Source organism: Pseudomonas sp. 22490, assembly GCF_052044465.1.
Lineage (GTDB): Bacteria > Pseudomonadota > Gammaproteobacteria > Pseudomonadales > Pseudomonadaceae > Pseudomonas > Pseudomonas aeruginosa.
The window spans coordinates 104,252-122,292 of the sequence record NZ_JBQENS010000017.1 but is presented as its reverse complement, the minus strand read 5'-3'; the positions used below and the strand labels follow the sequence as shown (position 1 = coordinate 122,292).

The following is an 18,041-nucleotide window of genomic DNA, read 5'->3' as shown; positions in this document are numbered from 1 at the left end:
CCGTCATTGGCTGGCCAGGGCGGCCACCGGGTCCAGTTGGGCGGCCTTGCGCGCCGGCATGAAGCCGAACACCAGGCCGGTGACCAGCGCGCAACTGAAGGCGCCGACGATGGCCGACAGGGAAAAGGCCACCGCGACCTGGCCGAGCAGCAGCACGCCGCCGATGCACAGGGCCAGGGCGATCCCGGCCAGGCCGCCGACCACCGAGAGCATCGCCGCTTCGGTGAGGAACTGGCGGAGGATATCGCCCTGGCGGGCGCCAGTGGCCATGCGGATGCCGATCTCGCGGGTGCGTTCGCGCACGGTCATGAGCATGATGTTCATCACGCCGATCCCGCCTACCAGCAGGGAGATCGCGGCGATCGAGCCGAGCATCAGCGACAGGGTGTTCTGGGTCTTCGCCTCGGCCTGGATCATCGCCGCGTTGTTGGTCAGCTCGTAGTCGCGCTGGCCGCGGTGCAGGCGCAGCATCAACTGGTCGATGGCGCGTTCGGCCTGGTGCACGCGCTGGGCGTCGGCGGCGGCGATGATCACGTACTCGGGGTTGCGCGTGCCGAACAGGCGGATGCTGGCAGCGGAGTAGGGGATGGCGATGCGGTTGTCGGCATCCTTGTCGCCGGAGCTGGAGCCTTTCTCGGCGAGCACGCCGATGACCTGGAACGGCACGTTCTCGATGAGGATGTAGCGGCCGATCGGGTTGGCGCTGCCGAACAGCTTCTTGCGCACCTTGTAGCCGATCACCGCGACCGTGGTGGCGGCGTCTTCGTCGCGCTCGGTGAAGTAGCTGCCCTCGGCCACCGGCCAGTTGAGGATTTCCGGGAAGTCGGTGTTGTTGCCGCCGACGTAGGCGTGGTAGTCGATGTTGCCGTAGCGCACCACCAGCTCGCCGCCGTTCACCGGCATGACCTTCTTCACCTGGGGCAGGGTGGCGATGGCGGCGACGTCGTCGCTGCTGACGATGCCCATCGGCGCGCGCGGGTTCGGCGAGTAGCCGCTGAGATAGATGATGTTCGAGCCGAACGCGCCCATCTGCGCCATCACCTGGCGCTTGCTGCCCTCGCCGACGGCGAGCATGACCACCACCGAGGCGACGCCGATGATGATCCCGAGCAGGGTCAGCGCGGTGCGGAACCGATTGATCCACATCACCCGCCAGGCGGCGCGCACCGCCTCCAGCAGTTCGGCGCGCCAGGCCCCCGAGGGTTCGCTGCTGCCCTCGGCGAGGCGCTGGCTGAGATCGTCGGCCTGCAGGTGGCGCTCGACGCCGGCGCTCGGGTGCGCCGGGCGCTCGTCGTTGGCGCTGTCGCTGACGATCTCGCCGTCACGCACCTCGATGATGCGCTTGGCGCGGGCGGCGACGTCGCGGTCGTGGGTGATCAGGATCACCACGTGGCCCTGGCTGGCCAGCTCGTCGAGCAGCGCCATGACTTCCGCGCCGCTGTGGCTGTCGAGGGCGCCGGTGGGTTCGTCGGCGAGGATGATATGGCCGCCGTTCATCAGCGCGCGGGCGATCGATACCCGCTGCTGCTGGCCGCCGGACAACTGGTGCGGACGGTTGGCAGTGCGCTCTGCCAGGCCCAGGCGCTCGAGCAGGGCCCGCGCGCGGGTGTGCCGCTCGCTCGCCGGGGTGCCGGCGTAGATCGCCGGCATCTCGACGTTTTCCTGGGCCGAGGCGGAGGGGATCAGGTGATAGCCCTGGAACACGAAGCCGAATGCCTCGCGGCGCAGCCAGGCCTGCTCGTCGCTGTCCAGTTCGGCGACGTCGTGGCCGGCGAAGTGGTAGCTGCCGGAGCTGGGCCGGTCGAGGCAGCCGAGGATGTTCATCAGGGTCGACTTGCCGGAGCCGGAGGCGCCGACGATGGCGACGAACTCGCCGGCGTGGATCGACAGCGATACGCCCTTGAGTACCTCGACTTCCGGAGTGCCATTGCCGCCGTAGCGCTTGCGGATGTCGCGCAGTTCGATCAGGGGGACGGGTTGCGTGGCGTTTTCCATCAGCTGTCGCTGCCGTCGGGAGCGGCCATCAACAGGCGGTCGCCTTCCTCCAGGCCGGCAAGCACCTGTACCCGCAGGCGGTCGCTGATGCCGGTCCTGATCTGGCGGCTCTGCGGCTTGCCGTTGCTGCCGACCACCCAGGCGACCTGGCCGCCCTTGCCGTCGTCGTGAATGGCGGCGACCGGCGCGGTGAGGATGTTTTCCGCGGTGGCGGCGACGAAGAACACCTGGGCGGTCATTTCCGCCATCAGTTGGTGGTCGCCGTTGTCCACGTCGACCAGCACGGTATACAGCACCACCCGGCCGCTGCCACTCTGCCCGCCGCTGCCGCTGGTGGGGCTGCCGCCGCCCTGGTTGCTCTGGTCCAGCGGCTTGGGTGGCACCGGGAGGATCTGCCGGACCTTGCCGGTCCAGCGCCGGCCTTCGCCGCTGAGGGTCGTGAAGTAGGCCGGCATGCCGGGCTTGACCCGGCCGATGTCGGCTTCCGAAACCTGGGCCCAGACGGTCATCGGCGACAATTTGGCGATCCTCAGGATCAACGGGGTCTGCTGCTGGGCATTGAGGGTCTGGCCTTCGCGCGCATCGACCGCCACCACCGTGCCGGACATCGGCGCGTAGATGCGGGTATAGCCGAGTTCGGCTTCGTCGCTGCGCAACGAGGCCTGGGCCTGGCGGATCTGCGCCTGGTACATCTCGATCCGTGCCTGGGTGGCGAGCATCTGCGCCTGGGCGCTCTGCACGTCCTCGGTACGCGTCGCGCCGCCGGCGGCCAGCCGCTGCTGGCGCTGGTACTGCTGGCGGGCGAGGGTGTACTGGGCACGTTGCTCGGCCAGCTGGGCCTTGAGCATCTCGATCGAATAGCGGCCGGCATCGACCTTGGCCTGCTGGGTGGAGGGGTCGATCTCGACCAGCAACTGGCCTTCCGTCACATCGTCCCCGGCCTCGACGTGCAACTTGCGGATCTGCCCGGAGGCCTGGGCGCCGACGTCGACGTAGCGCCGCGGTTGCAGGGTGCCGAGCGCCGAGACGCTGCTCTCGATGCTGCCGCGGCTGACGCTCACGGTGTCGAAGCTGTTGCTGCGGAACGGATAGGCCTGCCAGGCGGCCAGGGCGATCAGGGGGCTGAGGCAGACTGCGACGAGCAGTGCGCGACGAGTACTACGGGTTCGTCTCATTCGGGAATCCGGCCGGTGCGTGGAGAGACCGCCGCCGCTGGATCGGCAGGCTGGGCACTGCCAGATATACGAGGCCAGGGCGGCTAAATTTAACCTGGGTTCAGAGCTGGGCGTAACGGCTGCTGATGCGGATGCTGCCGTCGTCGCGGTGCTCGAGATCCACCGGCAGGACCTTCGGCAGGGCCTCCACCAGGTTGCGTATCTCGCGGGTGCTGTAGATGCCGCCGATGCGCAGTTCGGCGCTGGTCTTGTCGGTGAGGACCAGCGGATGCTCCAGGTAGCGGTTGATCAGCGGTAGGGCCTGAGCCAGCGGCAGGTCGTCGAGAATCAGGCGGCCTTCGCGCCAGGCCAGTGCCTGACGGGTATCGACCGCCTCGACCAGCGGTTGCAGCAGCCCGGGGTAGTAGCTGGCCTGCATGCCCGGGGTCAGGCTGCTGTCGTTGCCCGAGCCTTCGCTGCGGACCTTCACCGAGCCTTCGGTCACGGTGACGACGACGTTGTCCTGGTACTTCCAGACGTTGAAGCGGGTCCCGGTGACGGTGATCGAACCCTTGCCGGCCCTGACCACGAAGGGGTGGGCCGTATCGTGGGTGACATGGAAATAGGCCTCGCCGTTGTCCAGTACGACGCGGCGGATGTCCCTGAAGTTGGCGAAGCTGAGGTGGGTCTTGAGATCCAGTTCTACCTCGCTGCCGTCGGGGAGGGTGACGTGGCGGATATTGTCCTGCGCCGTGTAGCGTTGATAGCTGGAGGGAATCCAGCCCTGCAACCAGCCCAGGTAGGCCGAGGCGGGGAGCAGGAACAGAGCGAGCGCGGCAGCTCGCGCCTGGTTTCTCCAGTGGCGCCTGCGGGTAGTACGCGGGCGCGGCCAGGCCGGGGCGGCCGCCGGGGTGTCGGAGCGGCGGGGCAGCAATTCGCTGAGTTGCCAGATTTCTTCCATTGCTGCGTATTCGTCGGCGTGCCTCGGATCGCTCGCCAGCCAGCGACGGAACTCGGCACGCTCTTCCTCGCTACAGTCCTCGGCATGCAGGCGCATGCACCAGTGTGCGGCGTCCTGGACCAAGGTGTCGCTGTCGGCGGGGAGGGGTGTCTTCATCGAGGGTTCCGTTTGCGCCCTGTCGTCTCTGTTCGATGGCAAGGCTTTAAAGCTGGATGAGAATTATTATAAATTTAATGATTTCAGGCTGCCAACATCGCCTGTGGGGTTTCCCATTCTGTCAAGGATAGCGCTCACGCGGTAGCGAGCAGGAGTTGTCTTGGAAAACCATTATCGGGAGCTGTTGCGCTTTCTCAGCGCCAGGCTCGGAGACCGACAGGCGGCGGCCGACGTTGCTCACGACGCGTATTTGCGCGTGCTGGAACGCTCCAGTCAAGCGCGAATCGAGCATCCGCGGGCGTTCCTGTACCGGACGGCGCTCAATCTCGCGGTCGACGAGCATCGCCGCAGCCGGGTGCGCAAGGCCGAGCCCTTGCACGTCCTCGACGAGGAGGAGGGTATGTCCGAGCCTTCCCCCCAGGTACTCGAGGACCAGCGCCAGCGCCTCGACCTCTTGACCCTGGCGCTGAACGAACTGCCGCCGCTGTGCCGCGAGTCCTTCCTCCTGCGCAAGCTGGAAGGTCTTTCCCACAACGAGATAGCGGCGCACCTGAATATCTCCCGCAGTCTCGTGGAAAAGCACATCGTCAATGCGATGAGGCACTGCCGCCTGCGCATGCAAGCCTGGGAGTCCAGTTGATCCAGCGCGGTTAAATTTCGTTTCCCGGTCCTCGTTCCTAGTCAACAGACGCCCTTACGGGCCGCTCTTGACCTATCGCTCCCCGGTTTCGGGAGCCTATCCAGAGGACACTGGAAATGACCCAGGCTACAGCAACCGCCGTCGTTCACGACCTTATCGGTATCGGCTTCGGCCCCTCGAACATCGCCCTGGCGATCGCCCTTGAGGAACGCGCGAGGACCCAGGGGGAACTGCAAGTCCTGTTCCTCGACAAACAGGCCGACTATCGCTGGCACGGCAATACCCTGGTCAGCCAGAGCGAGTTGCAGATTTCCTTCCTCAAGGACCTGGTATCCCTGCGCAATCCAACCAGTCCCTATTCCTTCGTCAACTACCTGCACAAACATGGGCGCCTGGTGGACTTCATCAACCTGGGCACCTTCTACCCCTGCCGCATGGAGTTCAACGACTATCTGCGCTGGGTCGCCGGCCACTTCGCCGAGCAGAGCCGTTACGGCGAGGAAGTGCTGTCGGTCGAGCCGATGCTGGTCGAGCGCAAGGTCGAGGCGCTGCGGGTGACTTCGCGCAACGCCGAAGGCGAGGAGTTTGTGCGGACCACTCGCTCGGTGGTGGTCAGCGCCGGCGGTACGCCGCGAATTCCCCTGGCGTTCCGCCACCTGAAGGACGATGGCAGGGTCTTCCACCATTCGCAGTATCTGGAACGCATGCTCAAGCAGCCCTGTGTCAACGGCCAGCCGATGAAAGTCGCGATCATCGGCGGCGGACAGAGTGCCGCCGAAGCCTTCATCGATCTCAACGACAGCTATCCATCGGTACAGGTCGACCTGATCCTGCGCGGTTCGGCGCTGAAGCCGGCGGACGACAGTCCGTTCGTCAACGAAGTATTCGCGCCCGAGTTCACCGACCTGATCTACAACCAGGAAGGCGCGGAGCGTGAGCGCCTGGTGCGCGAGTACCACAACACCAACTATTCAGTGGTGGATATCGACCTGATCGAGCGTATTTACGGCATCTTCTATCGCCAGAAGGTTTCCGGAGTCCCGCGCCACGCCTTCCGTAGCCTGCGCTCGGTTGAGAAGGCCACGGCAGGCGCCGAGGGTATCGAGCTGGCGCTGCGTAATACCGCCAATGGCGAACTGAGCGTGCAGCGCTACGACCTGGTAATCCTCGCCACCGGTTATGAGCGGCAGTTGCATCGTCAACTGCTGGAGCCGATGGCCGACTACCTCGGGGACTTCGAGGTCGACCGCAACTATCGTCTGATCACCGACCAGCGTTGCCAGGCGTCGATCTACATGCAGGGCTTCTGCCAGGCCAGCCACGGCCTCAGCGACACCCTGCTGTCGGTGCTGCCGGTACGTGCCGAGGAAATCTCCGGCTCCCTGTACCAGCACCTGAAGCCCGGCACTGCGGCCCGCGCCCTGCACGAGCACGCCCTGGCCAGCTGATCGGCGCCACGCCGCCACGCCCTGTGTTGCCCGTTTCCCCGCCAGGGGATGCCCGGCACGCAGGGCGTTTTCGTTGCATGTCCCGGCCGTTCCGGCCACCACTTTGCAGAGAAACGACATCGATGGGGATGCGTACCGTACTGACCGGCCTGGCCGGCATGCTGTTGGGTTCGATGATGCCGGTCCAGGCCGATATGCCGCGGCCGACCGGGCTGGCCGCGGACATCCGCTGGACCGCCTATGGCGTGCCGCACATCCGGGCCAAGGATGAGCGCGGCCTGGGCTACGGCATCGGCTACGCCTATGCGCGCGACAACGCCTGCCTGCTGGCCGAGGAGATCGTCACCGCGCGCGGCGAGCGGGCGCGCTATTTCGGCAGCGAGGGCAAGTCGTCGGCCGAGCTGGACAACCTGCCGTCCGACATCTTCTACGCCTGGCTCAACCAACCCGAGGCGCTGCAAGCCTTCTGGCAGGCGCAGACGCCCGCGGTACGCCAGTTGCTCGAAGGCTACGCCGCCGGTTTCAACCGCTTCCTCCGCGAGGCCGACGGCAAGACCACCAGTTGCCTTGGCCAGCCCTGGCTGCGGGCCATCGCGACCGATGACCTGCTGCGCCTGACCCGGCGCCTGCTGGTCGAAGGCGGGGTCGGCCAGTTCGCCGACGCGCTGGTGGCCGCCGTGCCGCCCGGCACGGAGAAGGTCGCCCTGAGCGGCGAGCAGGCGTTCCAGGTCGCCGAGCAGCGGCGCCAGCGCTTCCGCCTGGAGCGCGGCAGCAACGCCATTGCCGTTGGCAGCGAACGTTCGGCGGACGGCAAGGGCATGCTCCTGGCCAACCCGCACTTCCCCTGGAACGGCGCGATGCGTTTCTACCAGATGCACCTGACCATTCCCGGCCGGCTCGACGTGATGGGGGCCTCGCTGCCCGGCCTGCCGGTGGTCAACATCGGCTTCAGCCGCCACCTGGCCTGGACCCACACGGTGGATACCTCCAGCCACTTCACCCTGTATCGCCTGGCGCTGGACCCGAAGGACCCGCGGCGCTACCTGGTCGACGGTCGTTCGCTGCCGCTGGAGGAGAAGTCCGTCGCGATCGAGGTACGCGGCGCCGACGGCAAGCTGTCGCGCGTCGAGCACAAGGTCTACCAGTCGATCTACGGCCCGCTGGTGGTCTGGCCCGGCAAGCTGGACTGGAACCGCAGCGAGGCCTATGCGCTGCGTGACGCCAACCTGGAGAACACCCGGGTACTGCAACAGTGGTACTCGATCAACCAGGCCAGCGACGTCGCCGACCTGCGCCGGCGCGTCGAGGCGCTACAGGGGATCCCCTGGGTCAACACCCTGGCCGCGGACGAGCAGGGCAACGCCCTGTACATGAACCAGTCGGTGGTGCCCTACCTGAAGCCGGAACTGATTCCCGCCTGCGCCATTCCGCAACTGGTCGCCGAAGGCCTGCCGGCCCTCCAGGGGCAGGACAGCCGCTGTGCCTGGAGTCGCGACCCGGCCGCGGCCCAGGCTGGCATCACCCCGGCGGCGCAACTGCCGGTGCTGTTGCGCAGGGACTTCGTGCAGAACTCCAACGACAGCGCCTGGCTGACCAACCCGGCGAGCCCGCTGCAGGGCTTCTCGCCCCTGGTCAGCCAGGAGAAGCCCATCGGTCCGCGGGCGCGCTACGCCCTGAGCCGGCTACAGGGCAAGCAGCCGCTGGAGGCGAAGACGCTCGAGGAGATGGTCACCGCCAACCATGTCTTCAGCGCCGACCAGGTGCTGCCGGACCTGCTCCGCCTGTGCCGCGACAACCAGGGCGAGAATTCCCTTGCCCGTGCCTGCGCGGCCCTGGCGCAGTGGGACCGTGGCGCCAACCTCGACAGCGGCAGCGGCTTCGTCTACTTCCAGCGCTTCATGCAACGCTTCGCCGAACTCGACGGCGCGTGGAAGGAGCCGTTCGATGCGCAGCGTCCCCTGGATACGCCGCAAGGCATCGCCCTCGATCGGCCGCAGGTGGCGACCCAGGTGCGCCAGGCGCTGGCGGACGCGGCGGCGGAGGTGGAGAAGAGCGGGATTCCCGACGGCGCGCGCTGGGGCGACCTGCAAGTGAGCACCCGTGGCCAGGAACGCATCGCGATTCCCGGCGGCGATGGCCATTTCGGGGTCTACAACGCGATCCAGAGCGTCCGCAAGGGCGACCACCTGGAGGTGGTCGGCGGTACCAGCTACATCCAGCTGGTGACCTTCCCCAAGGAAGGGCCCAAGGCTCGCGGGTTGCTGGCTTTCTCCCAGTCCAGCGATCCGCGCTCGCCGCACTACCGCGACCAGACCGAGCTGTTTTCCCGCCAGCAATGGCAGACCTTGCCGTTCAGCGACAGGCAGATCGACGCCGACCCGCAACTACAACGGCTAAGCATTCGCGAATGATAAGCAATGCCTATCAGATCTGATGGGAAAAAAACTGACGGTTTTTCCGCGCTCGTTCGTCTTTAACCATAGAGGCGGCCCACAGCCGCCCGGTTCCAGGGAACACGTGCAGGCAGCGAGCAGGGATGCTCGGCTTCGGCGGGGACCCGCTACCCACTCGTCCACGAAAGGAGCGTCACGATGACCCATTCGCCCGTCAAACAGATGTTGAAGGAGGCCGGCCTGAAGATGAGCCTGGCCCGGCTGAAAGTGATCGATGCGCTCTGGGAAGCCTCGGGGGAGCAGGGCCGGGTGCCGATCCGCACCCTGCACCGGCGTCTCTCCGAAACCGGTACGCCGCTGTCCCTGGTGAGCATCCGCCAGGTCCTCGGGCGCCTGGTGGAAAGCGGCCTGGTGACCCTCGACGAACAGGATGTCTACAGTCCCGGCAAGGCTTCCTGGGGCGGTGCCGCCGGTTCCGCGGCGCCCGAGCGCCGCGCCGCGGCCAACGAGCAGCGGCTCTGACGCGGTATCCCTGATCTCGGGCAGCGGGTAAAGTCTGCCCCATGCTCAATCCCGACGATTTCCGTTTTCCTTCCATCGAAGCGTTGCAGGCGTTCGAAGCGGCTGCCCGGCTGGGTACCTTCGAGCGCGCCGCCGAACTCCTGTCGATCACCGGCAGCGCCGCCAGCAAGCGGGTTTCCGGTCTCGAGGGGATGCTCGGGGTGAGCCTGTTGCAGCGCGACGGCCGCTCGCTGGCGCTGACCTCCCACGGCCGCGAGTACCTCGAACAGATCGCGCCGATCCTCGCCCAGCTCGCGGCGGTTCCGCTGCATCGTCGCCAGGTCCAGCGCCAGCAGCGGCTGACCCTGCGCACGCCGCCGACCTTCGCCCGGCAGATCCTGATTCCGCGCCTGGCGTCCTTCGCCGAGGCCTGTCCGGAAATCGAGCTGGAGATTCTCCTGTCGAGTCCTTCGGACGGCCAGGACCTGCCGCTGGCCGATGTCGAGGTGCGCGGCGACAGCCATGGCGTGGCGGCCGGTGAGCGGCTGCTGGAGGAGCGCGTGCTACCGATGGCCGCGCCGGGGCTGCTGCTCGGCCTGCCGCGGCCCTGGACGCCAGCCATGCTCGCCGGCCTGCCGTTGCTGCGCTCGCCGCTGGAGCCCTGGCAGCCGTGGTTCCGCGTGGCCGGGCTGGACTGGCCGGAGCCCTGCGCCGGGCCGCGCCTGCTCGATTTGGGCATGACCCTGGAAGCCGCCGCCAACGGCCAGGGCGTGGCCCTCGCGCGACCCTCGCTGGCGCGCGCCTGGCTTGCCGAGGGGCGGCTGGTGGTGCTGTTCCCGCTGCGTTCGGCGCCCACCCACCATTACCACCTGCGCAGCCACCAGGCCTCGCCGGCCAGCCAGCGTTTCGCCGCCTGGCTGGCGGCGATCTGCCGCGAGGCGGTGGCCCAGGGCAGGGAATTCCTTCCGGCGGCGGACGACTGAAACGGCGGAATTTCCTTCCGCCGATGCCGACAATTATTCCGCCTGCGGCGGTACGTCGCGCTCTACCATCCAGCCACCCCCGAAGGAGTGGACTGCATGAGCGTCATCACCGATATCGAAGACCTGCGCCGCCTGGCGCGCAAGCGCGTGCCGCGGATGTTCTACGACTACGCCGACTCCGGTTCCTGGAGCGAAGGCACCTACCGCGCCAACCAGGACGACTTCGCCGCGATCAAGCTGCGCCAGCGGGTCGCGCGGAATATCGAGAACCGCTCGCTGCGCACTCGCATGCTCGGCCAGGAGATGGCCATGCCGGTGGCCATCGCGCCCACCGGGCTGGCCGGCATGCAGCATGCCGACGGCGAGATCCTCGCCGCCCGCGCCGCCGCCGAGTTCGGCGTGCGCTACACCCTGTCGACCATGAGCATCTGTTCCCTGGAGGACATCGCCACGGAAGTCGGCCAGCCGTTCTGGTTCCAGCTCTACGTGATGCGCGACCGCGATTTCATCGAACGCCTGATCGACCGTGCCAAGGCCGCCGGCTGTGACGCGCTGGTGCTGACCCTCGACCTGCAGATCATCGGCCAGCGCCACAAGGACCTGAAGAACGGTCTCTCGGCGCCGCCGCGGCCGACCCTGGCCAACCTGCTGAACATCGCCACCAAGCCGCGCTGGGCGCTGGGCATGCTCGGCACCCGGCGTCGCGGTTTCGGCAACATCGTCGGGCACGTCAAGGGCGTCGACGACATGGGCTCACTGTCCGAGTGGACCGCCCGCCAGTTCGACCCGCGGCTGAACTGGGGCGACGTCGAATGGATCAAGCGGCGCTGGGGCGGCAAGCTGGTACTCAAGGGCATTCTCGATGCCGAGGATGCGCGGTTGGCCGCCGACTCCGGCGCCGATGCGCTGGTCGTCAGCAACCATGGCGGACGCCAACTGGACGGCGCGCCCTCGACCATCAGCGCGCTGCCGGCGATCGTCGAGGCGGTGGGCGAGCGCATCGAGGTCTGGCTCGACAGCGGCATCCGTTCCGGGCAGGACGTGCTCAAGGCCATCGCCCTCGGTGCGCGCGGGACCATGATCGGCCGTCCCTATCTCTACGGGCTGGGCGCGCTGGGGCAGGCCGGAGTGACGCGGGCGCTGGAGATCATAGCCCGCGAGCTGGACCTGACCATGGCCTTCTGCGGCCATACCGACATCCGCGAGGTCGGCCGGGACATCCTGTTGCCGGGAAGCTATCCGCGATAGCCGCGAACAGCGAATGGAAGGGAAGGGAAGGGAAGAGCGCAAGCCGCGCGGCTCGACGGCCGCGCGGCAAACAGGATCAGGCGGCGGAACTCCAGCGCAGGACGATGCTGCCGTCGCGCTGCGGGTCGAGCAGCCACTGGTTGGAACGGTCGAAGCTTTCCAGCAGGTGGGCCCAGTCGCCCTCGTCTTCGCCGGGCAATCGGGAAATGCAGGCCTGGCAGGCCTGTTGCGCGGCCGGGGCGTGGATGATGCGCTGGATGCGGGTGTTCAGCAGGTCATAGGCCGTGGGCAGGGCGGGGATCGATGCAGTGTGGTTCATGGGTGCCTCCGCTTGCTTTCTCGGTTATGGGTGGGTGGACAAAGGAACCCTCGGTTCCGGCGAGATACCTTTGTAGCGGAACTCGTGTGAAGAAAGTATTGCAACGTTGTCGCAGGGGCACGCCGCAGGGATGTACGGCTCTTGGCAACGGCTCTGGCGGTAGGCGACACTGCGTCGCGAGGAAAATCGTTGCGCATTGTTTCAATGCGCGGAAAGGCGTTTTTCCAGGGATGGGCTTTGACCGGCACCCAGTGCAAGGCAAGGTGACCGGTACTTCTCGACGGATACGACTGCATGGCGTTAGAACCTTCCGATGTTTTGCTCGAATCGGTGTTTTGTCAGCTGGATGCCGACACCCCGCGTTCCCTCCATGATCTCAAGGGCGACCCCAGGGCCAACCTGCTGGCGATCCGCCTGCTGTTCCGCCAGGGCCGCATCACCGGCGTGCTGCTGGACGACCCCAGCGGTGCCGAGGACCAGCATGGGCCGTTGATCTACCACGCCGAGCGCCTGCGCGTGCGGCGCGGCTAACGCCGTTTCCCCTGGCCGAGCCGCTCGCTTTCCGGCGAGCGGCGAGGAGCGGGCCACCGGGAAGGCTGCCTCGCTCGGGCGATTCCCGCCCGGCTTGGGTATCGTTGAATTCCATTCAACGATACGTTCAGTTCTGCCAGGTTATGCGCCGCAGTCCTCTCGCCAATAATCTCCCTTCAGTCCGATGAGAGACTCGCCGCGCCCATGGGGGCGGCGCAGTCGCCGTGCGACTCCATAACCAGAAACCAGAAAAGGCGTGCACCGATGATTACCCTGAACCTCAATGGCAAGGATCATCAGCTCGATGTCACCGAGGATATGCCCTTGCTCTGGGCTATCCGCGACGTCGTCGGCTATACCGGGACCAAGTTCGGCTGCGGCATGGGCCTGTGCGGCTCCTGCACCATCCATATCGACGGCCAGGCCACCCGTTCCTGCATCACGCCGGTGAGCCTGGCGCAGGGCAGGAAGGTCACCACCATCGACCACCTGCACACCGACAAGGTCGGCGAAGTCGTCCAGCAGGCCTGGCTGGACATCGGCGTGGCGCAGTGCGGCTACTGCCAGGGCGGGCAGATCATGTCGGCCACGGCGTTGCTGAAGAGCAACCCCGCGCCCAGCGACGAGCAGATCGAGGCGGCCATGGCCGGCAACATCTGCCGCTGCGGCACCTACAACCGGATCAAGACGGCGATCCACAACGCCTCCGCCAAGTTGCAGGAGGCCAAGGCATGAAGCGCTCGTACCCCGACGATCTGGTCATCGGCAATCTCAGCCGCCGCGGTTTCCTCAAGGGCGTCGGCGCCACCGGCGTGCTGTTGGTGGCTGCCAACTGGGGCTGGCGCGACGCCCTGGCCGCCGAGAAGAAGGCCTTCGGCGCCGACGCCATGCCCCACGGCTGGGTGGACAACCCGAAGATCTACGTGAGCATCGACCGGGACGGCACGGTCGGCATCGTCTGCAACCGCTCGGAAATGGGCCAGGGCGTGCGCACCAGCCTGGCGATGGTGGTGGCCGACGAGCTGGAGGCCGACTGGAGCCGGGTCAAGGTGATCCAGGCGCCCGGCGACGAAGCGCGCTACGGCAACCAGGACACCGATGGCTCGCGCAGCATGCGCCATTGGTTCGAACCCATGCGCCGCTGCGGTGCGGCGGCGCGACAGATGCTCGAACAGGCCGCGGCCAACCAGTGGAAGGTCCCGCTGGGCGAGTGCCGCGCCGAACAGAACAAGGTGCTGCATGCGCCCAGCGGCCGTTCGCTGTCCTTCGGCGAACTGGCCGAGGCCGCCGCGGGTCTCGAAGTGCCGGCGCGCGACAAGCTGCTGCTGAAGAAGCCCGAGCAGTTCCGCTACATCGGCAAGGACGTGGCGCGCGCCATCGACGGCGCCGATATCGTCAATGGCCGCGCCGGCTTCGGCTTCGACGCGCGCTTCGACGACATGCTCTACGCCGTGGTCGCCCGGCCGCCGGTCTACGGCGGCAAGCTCAAGCGCTACGACGCCGCCGCGGCGCTGAAGGTGCCGGGGGTGGTCAAGGTGATCGAGATCGAGGGCCGGCCGATCCCGTCCGAGTTCCAGCCGCTGGGCGGGGTCGCCGTGGTGGCGCAGAACACCTGGGCGGCGATCAAGGGGCGCGAGGCGCTGGTGGTCGAGTGGGACGCCGGGGTCAACGGCGGCTACGACTCGGTGGCCTACCGCAAGCAACTGGAAGAGGCCGCGCGCAAGCCGGGCAAGGTGGTGCGCGACAGCGGCGATGCCGCGGCGCTGTTCGCCAAGGGCGGGGATATCGTCGAGGCCGAGTACTACCTGCCGCACCTGGCCCAGGCGCCGATGGAACCGCCGGTCTCCACCGCCTGGTACAAGGACGGCGCCTGCGAGGTCTGGGCCCCGACCCAGGCGCCGCAAGTGACCCGCGAGCGCATCGCCGAGCGCCTGAAGCTGCCGTTCGACAAGGTCACGGTCAACGTGACCCTGCTCGGCGGCGGTTTCGGCCGCAAGTCCAAGCCCGACTTCGTGCTGGAAGCGGCGATCCTGGCCAAGGCGTTCCCCGGTCGCCACCTGCGCGTGCAGTGGACCCGCGAGGACGATCTGCATTTCTCCTATTTCCACACGGTCTCGGTGGAGCGCCTGCAGGCCGTGCTCGGCGCCGACGGGCTGCCGCAGGCTTGGCTGCATCGCTCGGTGGCGCCGAGCATCACCGCACTGTTCGGCCCGGACAGCAAGCACCAGGGCGCCTTCGAACTGGGCATGGGCCTGACCAACCTGCCGTTCGCCATCCCCAACGTGCGCCTGGAGAACCCCGAGGCCCCGGCGCACACCCGGGTCGGCTGGTTCCGCTCGGTCTCCAACATCCCCCACGCCTTCGCCATCCAGAGCTTCGTCGGCGAACTGGCGGCGAAGGCCGGCCAGGACCCGAAGGACTACCTGCTCAAGCTGCTCGGCCCGGCGCGGCGGATCGACACCGCCGAACTCGGCGACAGCTGGAACTACGGCGAGTCGCCGGAGCGCTACCCGCTCGATGTCGGTCGCCTGCGCGGGGTGATCGAGGAGGCGGCGCGCCAGTCCGGCTGGGGCGGCGAGCTGCCCAGGGGCAGGGCGCGGGGAATCGCCGCGCACTACAGCTTCGTCACCTACGTGGCGGTGGTGATCGAGGTGGAGGTGAAGGACGACGGCGCGCTGCTGGTGCACAAGGCCACCATCGCCGCCGACTGCGGTCCGCAGATCAACCCCGAGCGCATCCGCTCGCAGCTCGAAGGCGCCTGCGTGATGGGCCTGGGCCTGGCGGCGCTGGGCGAGATCAGCTTCAAGGATGGCAAGGTCCAGCAGGACAATTTCCACCAGTACGAGCTGGCGCGCATGCCGCTGGCGCCCAAGGCGGTGTCGGTGCATCTGCTCAAGCCGGATGGCGACCTGCCGTTGGGCGGGGTCGGCGAGCCCGGCGTGCCGCCGATAGCGCCGGCGCTGTGCAACGCGATCTTCGCCGCCACCGGCAAGCGCATCCGCGAGTTGCCGATCCGCAATCAGTTGCAGGGGTGGCGGAAGGCCTAGGTCCTTCGTCCTGGTCGTCGCCTGCGTGAGTTCGCGCGAGCGCAGGCGATGGATCAGGTTCTACGCGGAAGTCGTTGTCGAAGAAGAGTTTTCCGTGCCGTCGTCCTTCCCTGGCAGAGGCCTGTCGGCGGATAACGCGGGTGGCCTCGTTCACCCTGCGCAGCGAAGGCGGCAAGCGGACGCCAGGGCGGACAACGGGTAGCGTTATGCGCCGCCTTGTCGTCTCAACTTAAAGTGAATTCTAGTATTTTATTTATCTTATTGATCAATAGGATAAATCGTTTATTAAAAGTATTTTATAAGAAGTGGGAGTCTTCCCAGCCGCTCCAGGCCGCCTGCTTGCCGTCGAAACCTGATAGGCAATTCTCCAGGATCGACGACCCCGCGTCGTCCGTGCGCGAGGCCGTCATGGCGGTTCAGTAGATCGGCAGGTCCGGTTCGGGCAGGGCGACGATGTCGTTCGCCGTCAGCCCCAGCAGGCTCATCAGCGCCGGGTCGCGCAACGGCGACTCGCCGCGTACCGGGCCGAAGATTTGCGCCATGTGCCTGCGCAGGCTGGCCACCCGTTGGCGATCGGCCATCCAGCGGGTGAAATCGTGCACGTCGACGTTCTTCAGCGACTCCAGTGGCGGCAGCCCAGGCGCTTCGCCGACGTCGGCGCGGGCGCGCCAGCCGCCGTAGCTGGACTGGAACTCGGCCGAGCCCAGGTAGGACAGCAGCAGCTTGGCCGTGGCCGGATGACGGGCGGCCTTGAAGATCGCCGCGCGCTGGTTCCAGACGATGAACGGCTCGTCGGTCGGGATGAAGTAGCCGGCCGGCGTATCGCTGTCGGTCGCATAGCCGGTCAGGTTGCCCAGCGAACCGATGGAGTCGGTGCCCACCGAGGCCGCCGGCGCCGCCGTGCCGCGCAGGAAGTTCGGCTTCTGCGCCGCCAGGGCGCGCAGGAAACCGCTGCCGTAGCGCCGTTCCAGCTTGTCGTAGACGTACAGCACCGCATCGTCGTCATGGGGATAGGTCAGCACCAGCTTGCCCTTGAAGGCCGGCTTCAGGTAATCGGCGAAGCGCGTCGGATAGCGCTCCGCTGGCAGCCGGACGGAAGCGTAGGTCGGCACGAAGGCGTTGTTGTAGGCCGTGACATAGGCGCCGTCGGGATCGGCGTAGCCTTTCTTCTGCCGGGCGAAGCCGATCGGCTTGTAGCGCAGCAGCACGTCGCGGGCCTTCCATCTGTCGAAATCGAAGGTGGTTTGCAGCATCGCCACGTCCGGCGTCAGGGTGCCGGCGGCGAGTTCCTGGTCGATGCGCAGGTCGTGGAACTTGGAGAGGTCCACCGTGACGTCCAGGGTCACGCCGGGAAAGCGGCTCTCGAAGGCCGTCTTCAACCAGTCCATCTGGTTCGGCGCGTCGCCGCCGGCCCAGAGCACCACCTTGCCGCCTTCGCCCCGTGCGCGGGCGTAGAGCGAGGCGAGCCTGTCGGTCTCGCCGGGAATGACCAGGGTCGCCCCCGCGGTTTCCGGCCCTAGAGCTGGCTTTCGTGGCAATTTTCCCGCCGTTTCGCCGGCGAACGAAGAAGATGCGAAGACCAGAACCCATGCCGCCATCAGCGGCTTCACCCTGTCGATCATGTGCCGTTCCTCTGCTGAAAACGAGCGTCGCCGCTCCCGGTGAGGCCGGCGCGCAGGCGCGCCCCTCATGGATGGGACTGGTCCGCTGCGCCGGGCTTCAGCGCCGCGAGGAGACTTCGCGGAAAATCGCGGCAGACTTCTCGTTTCGGCATTCCCGGATGCTTGCGCGGGAACTCCGGGTACGGCCGCGTGGAACCTGCCTAGAAGCCGGCCTTCACCGCCAGCGCCGCGGCGGCCGTCCGCGTGTTCACTTCCAGGGCGCGCAGCAGCGAGGAAACGTGCACGCGCACGGTGAACGGCGAGATCGACAGCGCGCGGCCGATTTCCTTGTTCGACAGGCCATCGGCGATCAGCCGCAGTACCGCTTGCTGCCGTGGGGTCAGGGCGTCCAGGAGGGCGCGTTGCCGACTGCCGGCGCTCGACCCGCCGCGCAGGCGCACCACCGGTTCGCCGCTGCCGAGCGTCTGCAACGCCGTGCCGATCTCCCCGGCCTCCAGGGATTTGCCGAGGTAGCCGTCGGCGCCGGCGGCCAGCACCTCGTCCACCAGACGCGGGTCGTCGAGCATCGAGACGATGACGATTGCGCTGTGCCGATAGGCGCGACGCAAGCGCTCGATGGACTGGGAGGCGGCGAAGCCGGGAAGCAGCAGGTCGAGGACGAAGAGGGCGGGAGGTTCCGGCGAGACGCTCGAGGCCAGGCGCAGCACCTCGTCGAAGCTGCCCGCTTCGCTTACGGCGGCTTGCGGGAGGTAGCGGCGGACGACCCGTCTCAGGCCATCGCGGAACAGGGGATAGTCATCGGCGACGATGACCCGTGCGGGGAGGCTTCTTGTGCTAGGCATTGTCGTCCCGTCCTTGGGGGCGGCCAGGGTACGGCAACCCCTGCATCGACCGGCCGCGGGCCGGCCGGCGAGGGCGCTGCGGGCACCGTTCGATCCGCCGAAAATCCTTTTTCGTCGATCCCTGTCGCGGGGCTCCGCCCCGCATCACAGCGGAATTCTAGCGCCGCTGGCGACACGCATGTCGGGCATTCGTCAGAAAAA

At 67.3% G+C, this 18,041-nt stretch carries 15 protein-coding genes; 9 read left to right on the top strand and 6 right to left on the bottom strand.

Features of this window, described 5'->3' with window-relative positions; genetic code table 11:
• Positions 1–3 precede the first annotated feature (3 nt).
• The 3 genes from pvdT to ACTJJX_RS19690 all read right to left on the bottom strand — a co-directional run bounded on the left by pvdT (position 4) and on the right by ACTJJX_RS19690 (position 4,266).
• The gene (gene pvdT / locus ACTJJX_RS19700; RefSeq protein ID WP_003131508.1) at positions 4–1,995 is read right to left on the bottom strand and encodes a pyoverdine export/recycling transporter ATP-binding/permease subunit PvdT; all 1,992 of its coding nucleotides are present in this window, start codon (positions 1,993–1,995) and stop codon (positions 4–6) included.
• Positions 1,995–3,170, bottom strand: a complete 1,176-nt coding sequence (gene pvdR, locus ACTJJX_RS19695; RefSeq protein WP_003089547.1) for a pyoverdine export/recycling transporter periplasmic adaptor subunit PvdR — start codon at positions 3,168–3,170, stop codon at positions 1,995–1,997. The genes pvdT and pvdR overlap by 1 nt, the downstream gene beginning before the upstream one ends.
• 100 nt (positions 3,171–3,270) lie before the next feature.
• Entirely contained in the window at positions 3,271–4,266 is a 996-nt protein-coding gene (locus ACTJJX_RS19690; protein ID WP_003144014.1) for a FecR family protein, read from the bottom strand.
• A 160-nt stretch (positions 4,267–4,426) separates the two neighbouring features.
• Between ACTJJX_RS19690 and ACTJJX_RS19685 the strand changes: the two genes are divergently transcribed.
• From ACTJJX_RS19685 to lldA, 6 genes are all read left to right on the top strand, one after another.
• Entirely contained in the window at positions 4,427–4,906 is a 480-nt protein-coding gene (locus ACTJJX_RS19685; protein WP_003122684.1) for a sigma-70 family RNA polymerase sigma factor, read from the top strand.
• Positions 4,907–5,022: 116 nt separating this feature from the next.
• The gene (locus ACTJJX_RS19680; protein WP_016852870.1) at positions 5,023–6,354 is read left to right on the top strand and encodes a lysine N(6)-hydroxylase/L-ornithine N(5)-oxygenase family protein; all 1,332 of its coding nucleotides are present in this window, start codon (positions 5,023–5,025) and stop codon (positions 6,352–6,354) included.
• Between the two features lie 122 nt (positions 6,355–6,476).
• Complete coding sequence (gene pvdQ, locus ACTJJX_RS19675; protein WP_016852871.1) at positions 6,477–8,765, top strand: bifunctional acylase PvdQ; 2,289 nt, start codon at positions 6,477–6,479, stop codon at positions 8,763–8,765.
• Positions 8,766–8,945: 180 nt separating this feature from the next.
• Positions 8,946–9,269 (top strand): transcriptional repressor, encoded by a 324-nt coding sequence (locus ACTJJX_RS19670; protein WP_003089535.1) that lies wholly within the window; start codon positions 8,946–8,948, stop codon positions 9,267–9,269.
• Positions 9,270–9,310: 41 nt separating this feature from the next.
• Positions 9,311–10,231, top strand: a complete 921-nt coding sequence (locus ACTJJX_RS19665; protein WP_003124571.1) for a LysR substrate-binding domain-containing protein — start codon at positions 9,311–9,313, stop codon at positions 10,229–10,231.
• 96 nt (positions 10,232–10,327) lie between these two features.
• Entirely contained in the window at positions 10,328–11,479 is a 1,152-nt protein-coding gene (gene lldA / locus ACTJJX_RS19660; RefSeq protein ID WP_003104946.1) for an L-lactate dehydrogenase LldA, read from the top strand.
• 76 nt (positions 11,480–11,555) lie between these two features.
• On the opposite strand, the gene ACTJJX_RS19655 is transcribed toward lldA, so the two are convergent.
• Positions 11,556–11,798: a DUF1654 domain-containing protein gene (locus tag ACTJJX_RS19655; RefSeq protein WP_003089526.1), complete on the bottom strand. Its 243-nt coding sequence runs from the start codon at positions 11,796–11,798 to the stop codon at positions 11,556–11,558.
• Positions 11,799–12,092: 294 nt separating this feature from the next.
• On the opposite strand from ACTJJX_RS19655, the gene ACTJJX_RS19650 reads away from it, so the two are divergent.
• The 3 genes from ACTJJX_RS19650 (at position 12,093) to ACTJJX_RS19640 (ending at position 15,376) form a co-directional block, all read left to right on the top strand.
• On the top strand, positions 12,093–12,329 hold the full coding sequence (locus ACTJJX_RS19650; protein WP_003104944.1) for a hypothetical protein: 237 nt from the start codon (positions 12,093–12,095) through the stop codon (positions 12,327–12,329).
• A gap of 264 nt (positions 12,330–12,593) precedes the next feature.
• Positions 12,594–13,064 (top strand): (2Fe-2S)-binding protein, encoded by a 471-nt coding sequence (locus tag ACTJJX_RS19645; protein ID WP_003089521.1) that lies wholly within the window; start codon positions 12,594–12,596, stop codon positions 13,062–13,064.
• Positions 13,061–15,376 carry a xanthine dehydrogenase family protein molybdopterin-binding subunit gene (locus tag ACTJJX_RS19640; protein ID WP_003114512.1) on the top strand — a complete coding sequence of 772 codons (2,316 nt, stop codon included), beginning with the start codon at positions 13,061–13,063 and terminating at the stop codon, positions 15,374–15,376. Before ACTJJX_RS19645 ends, ACTJJX_RS19640 begins: the two co-directional genes overlap by 4 nt.
• Before the next feature lie 416 nt (positions 15,377–15,792).
• Here ACTJJX_RS19640 and ACTJJX_RS19635 read toward each other — a convergent pair whose 3' ends face one another.
• Together ACTJJX_RS19635 and ACTJJX_RS19630 are read right to left on the bottom strand one after the other, a co-directional pair.
• Positions 15,793–16,998, bottom strand: coding sequence for an ABC transporter substrate-binding protein (locus ACTJJX_RS19635; RefSeq protein ID WP_023082412.1), 1,206 nt, complete (start codon positions 16,996–16,998; stop codon positions 15,793–15,795).
• Positions 16,999–17,198: 200 nt separating this feature from the next.
• On the bottom strand, positions 17,199–17,840 hold the full coding sequence (locus tag ACTJJX_RS19630; protein WP_003110901.1) for a LuxR C-terminal-related transcriptional regulator: 642 nt from the start codon (positions 17,838–17,840) through the stop codon (positions 17,199–17,201).
• Between the last annotated feature and the right edge of the window lie 201 nt (positions 17,841–18,041).

Bases quoted from the DNA above. Each gene is read 5' to 3' on its own strand.
- pvdT (WP_003131508.1), bottom strand. From the start codon at position 1,995: ATGGAAAACGCCACGCAACCCGTCCCCCTGATCGAACTGCGCGACATC.
- pvdR (WP_003089547.1), bottom strand. From the start codon at position 3,170: ATGAGACGAACCCGTAGTACTCGTCGCGCACTGCTCGTCGCAGTCTGC.
- ACTJJX_RS19690 (WP_003144014.1), bottom strand. From the start codon at position 4,266: ATGAAGACACCCCTCCCCGCCGACAGCGACACCTTGGTCCAGGACGCC.
- ACTJJX_RS19680 (WP_016852870.1), top strand. From the start codon at position 5,023: ATGACCCAGGCTACAGCAACCGCCGTCGTTCACGACCTTATCGGTATC.
- pvdQ (WP_016852871.1), top strand. From the start codon at position 6,477: ATGGGGATGCGTACCGTACTGACCGGCCTGGCCGGCATGCTGTTGGGT.
- ACTJJX_RS19670 (WP_003089535.1), top strand. From the start codon at position 8,946: ATGACCCATTCGCCCGTCAAACAGATGTTGAAGGAGGCCGGCCTGAAG.
- ACTJJX_RS19665 (WP_003124571.1), top strand. From the start codon at position 9,311: ATGCTCAATCCCGACGATTTCCGTTTTCCTTCCATCGAAGCGTTGCAG.
- lldA (WP_003104946.1), top strand. From the start codon at position 10,328: ATGAGCGTCATCACCGATATCGAAGACCTGCGCCGCCTGGCGCGCAAG.
- ACTJJX_RS19655 (WP_003089526.1), bottom strand. From the start codon at position 11,798: ATGAACCACACTGCATCGATCCCCGCCCTGCCCACGGCCTATGACCTG.
- ACTJJX_RS19650 (WP_003104944.1), top strand. From the start codon at position 12,093: ATGGCGTTAGAACCTTCCGATGTTTTGCTCGAATCGGTGTTTTGTCAG.
- ACTJJX_RS19645 (WP_003089521.1), top strand. From the start codon at position 12,594: ATGATTACCCTGAACCTCAATGGCAAGGATCATCAGCTCGATGTCACC.
- ACTJJX_RS19640 (WP_003114512.1), top strand. From the start codon at position 13,061: ATGAAGCGCTCGTACCCCGACGATCTGGTCATCGGCAATCTCAGCCGC.
- ACTJJX_RS19635 (WP_023082412.1), bottom strand. From the start codon at position 16,998: ATGATCGACAGGGTGAAGCCGCTGATGGCGGCATGGGTTCTGGTCTTC.
- ACTJJX_RS19630 (WP_003110901.1), bottom strand. From the start codon at position 17,840: ATGCCTAGCACAAGAAGCCTCCCCGCACGGGTCATCGTCGCCGATGAC.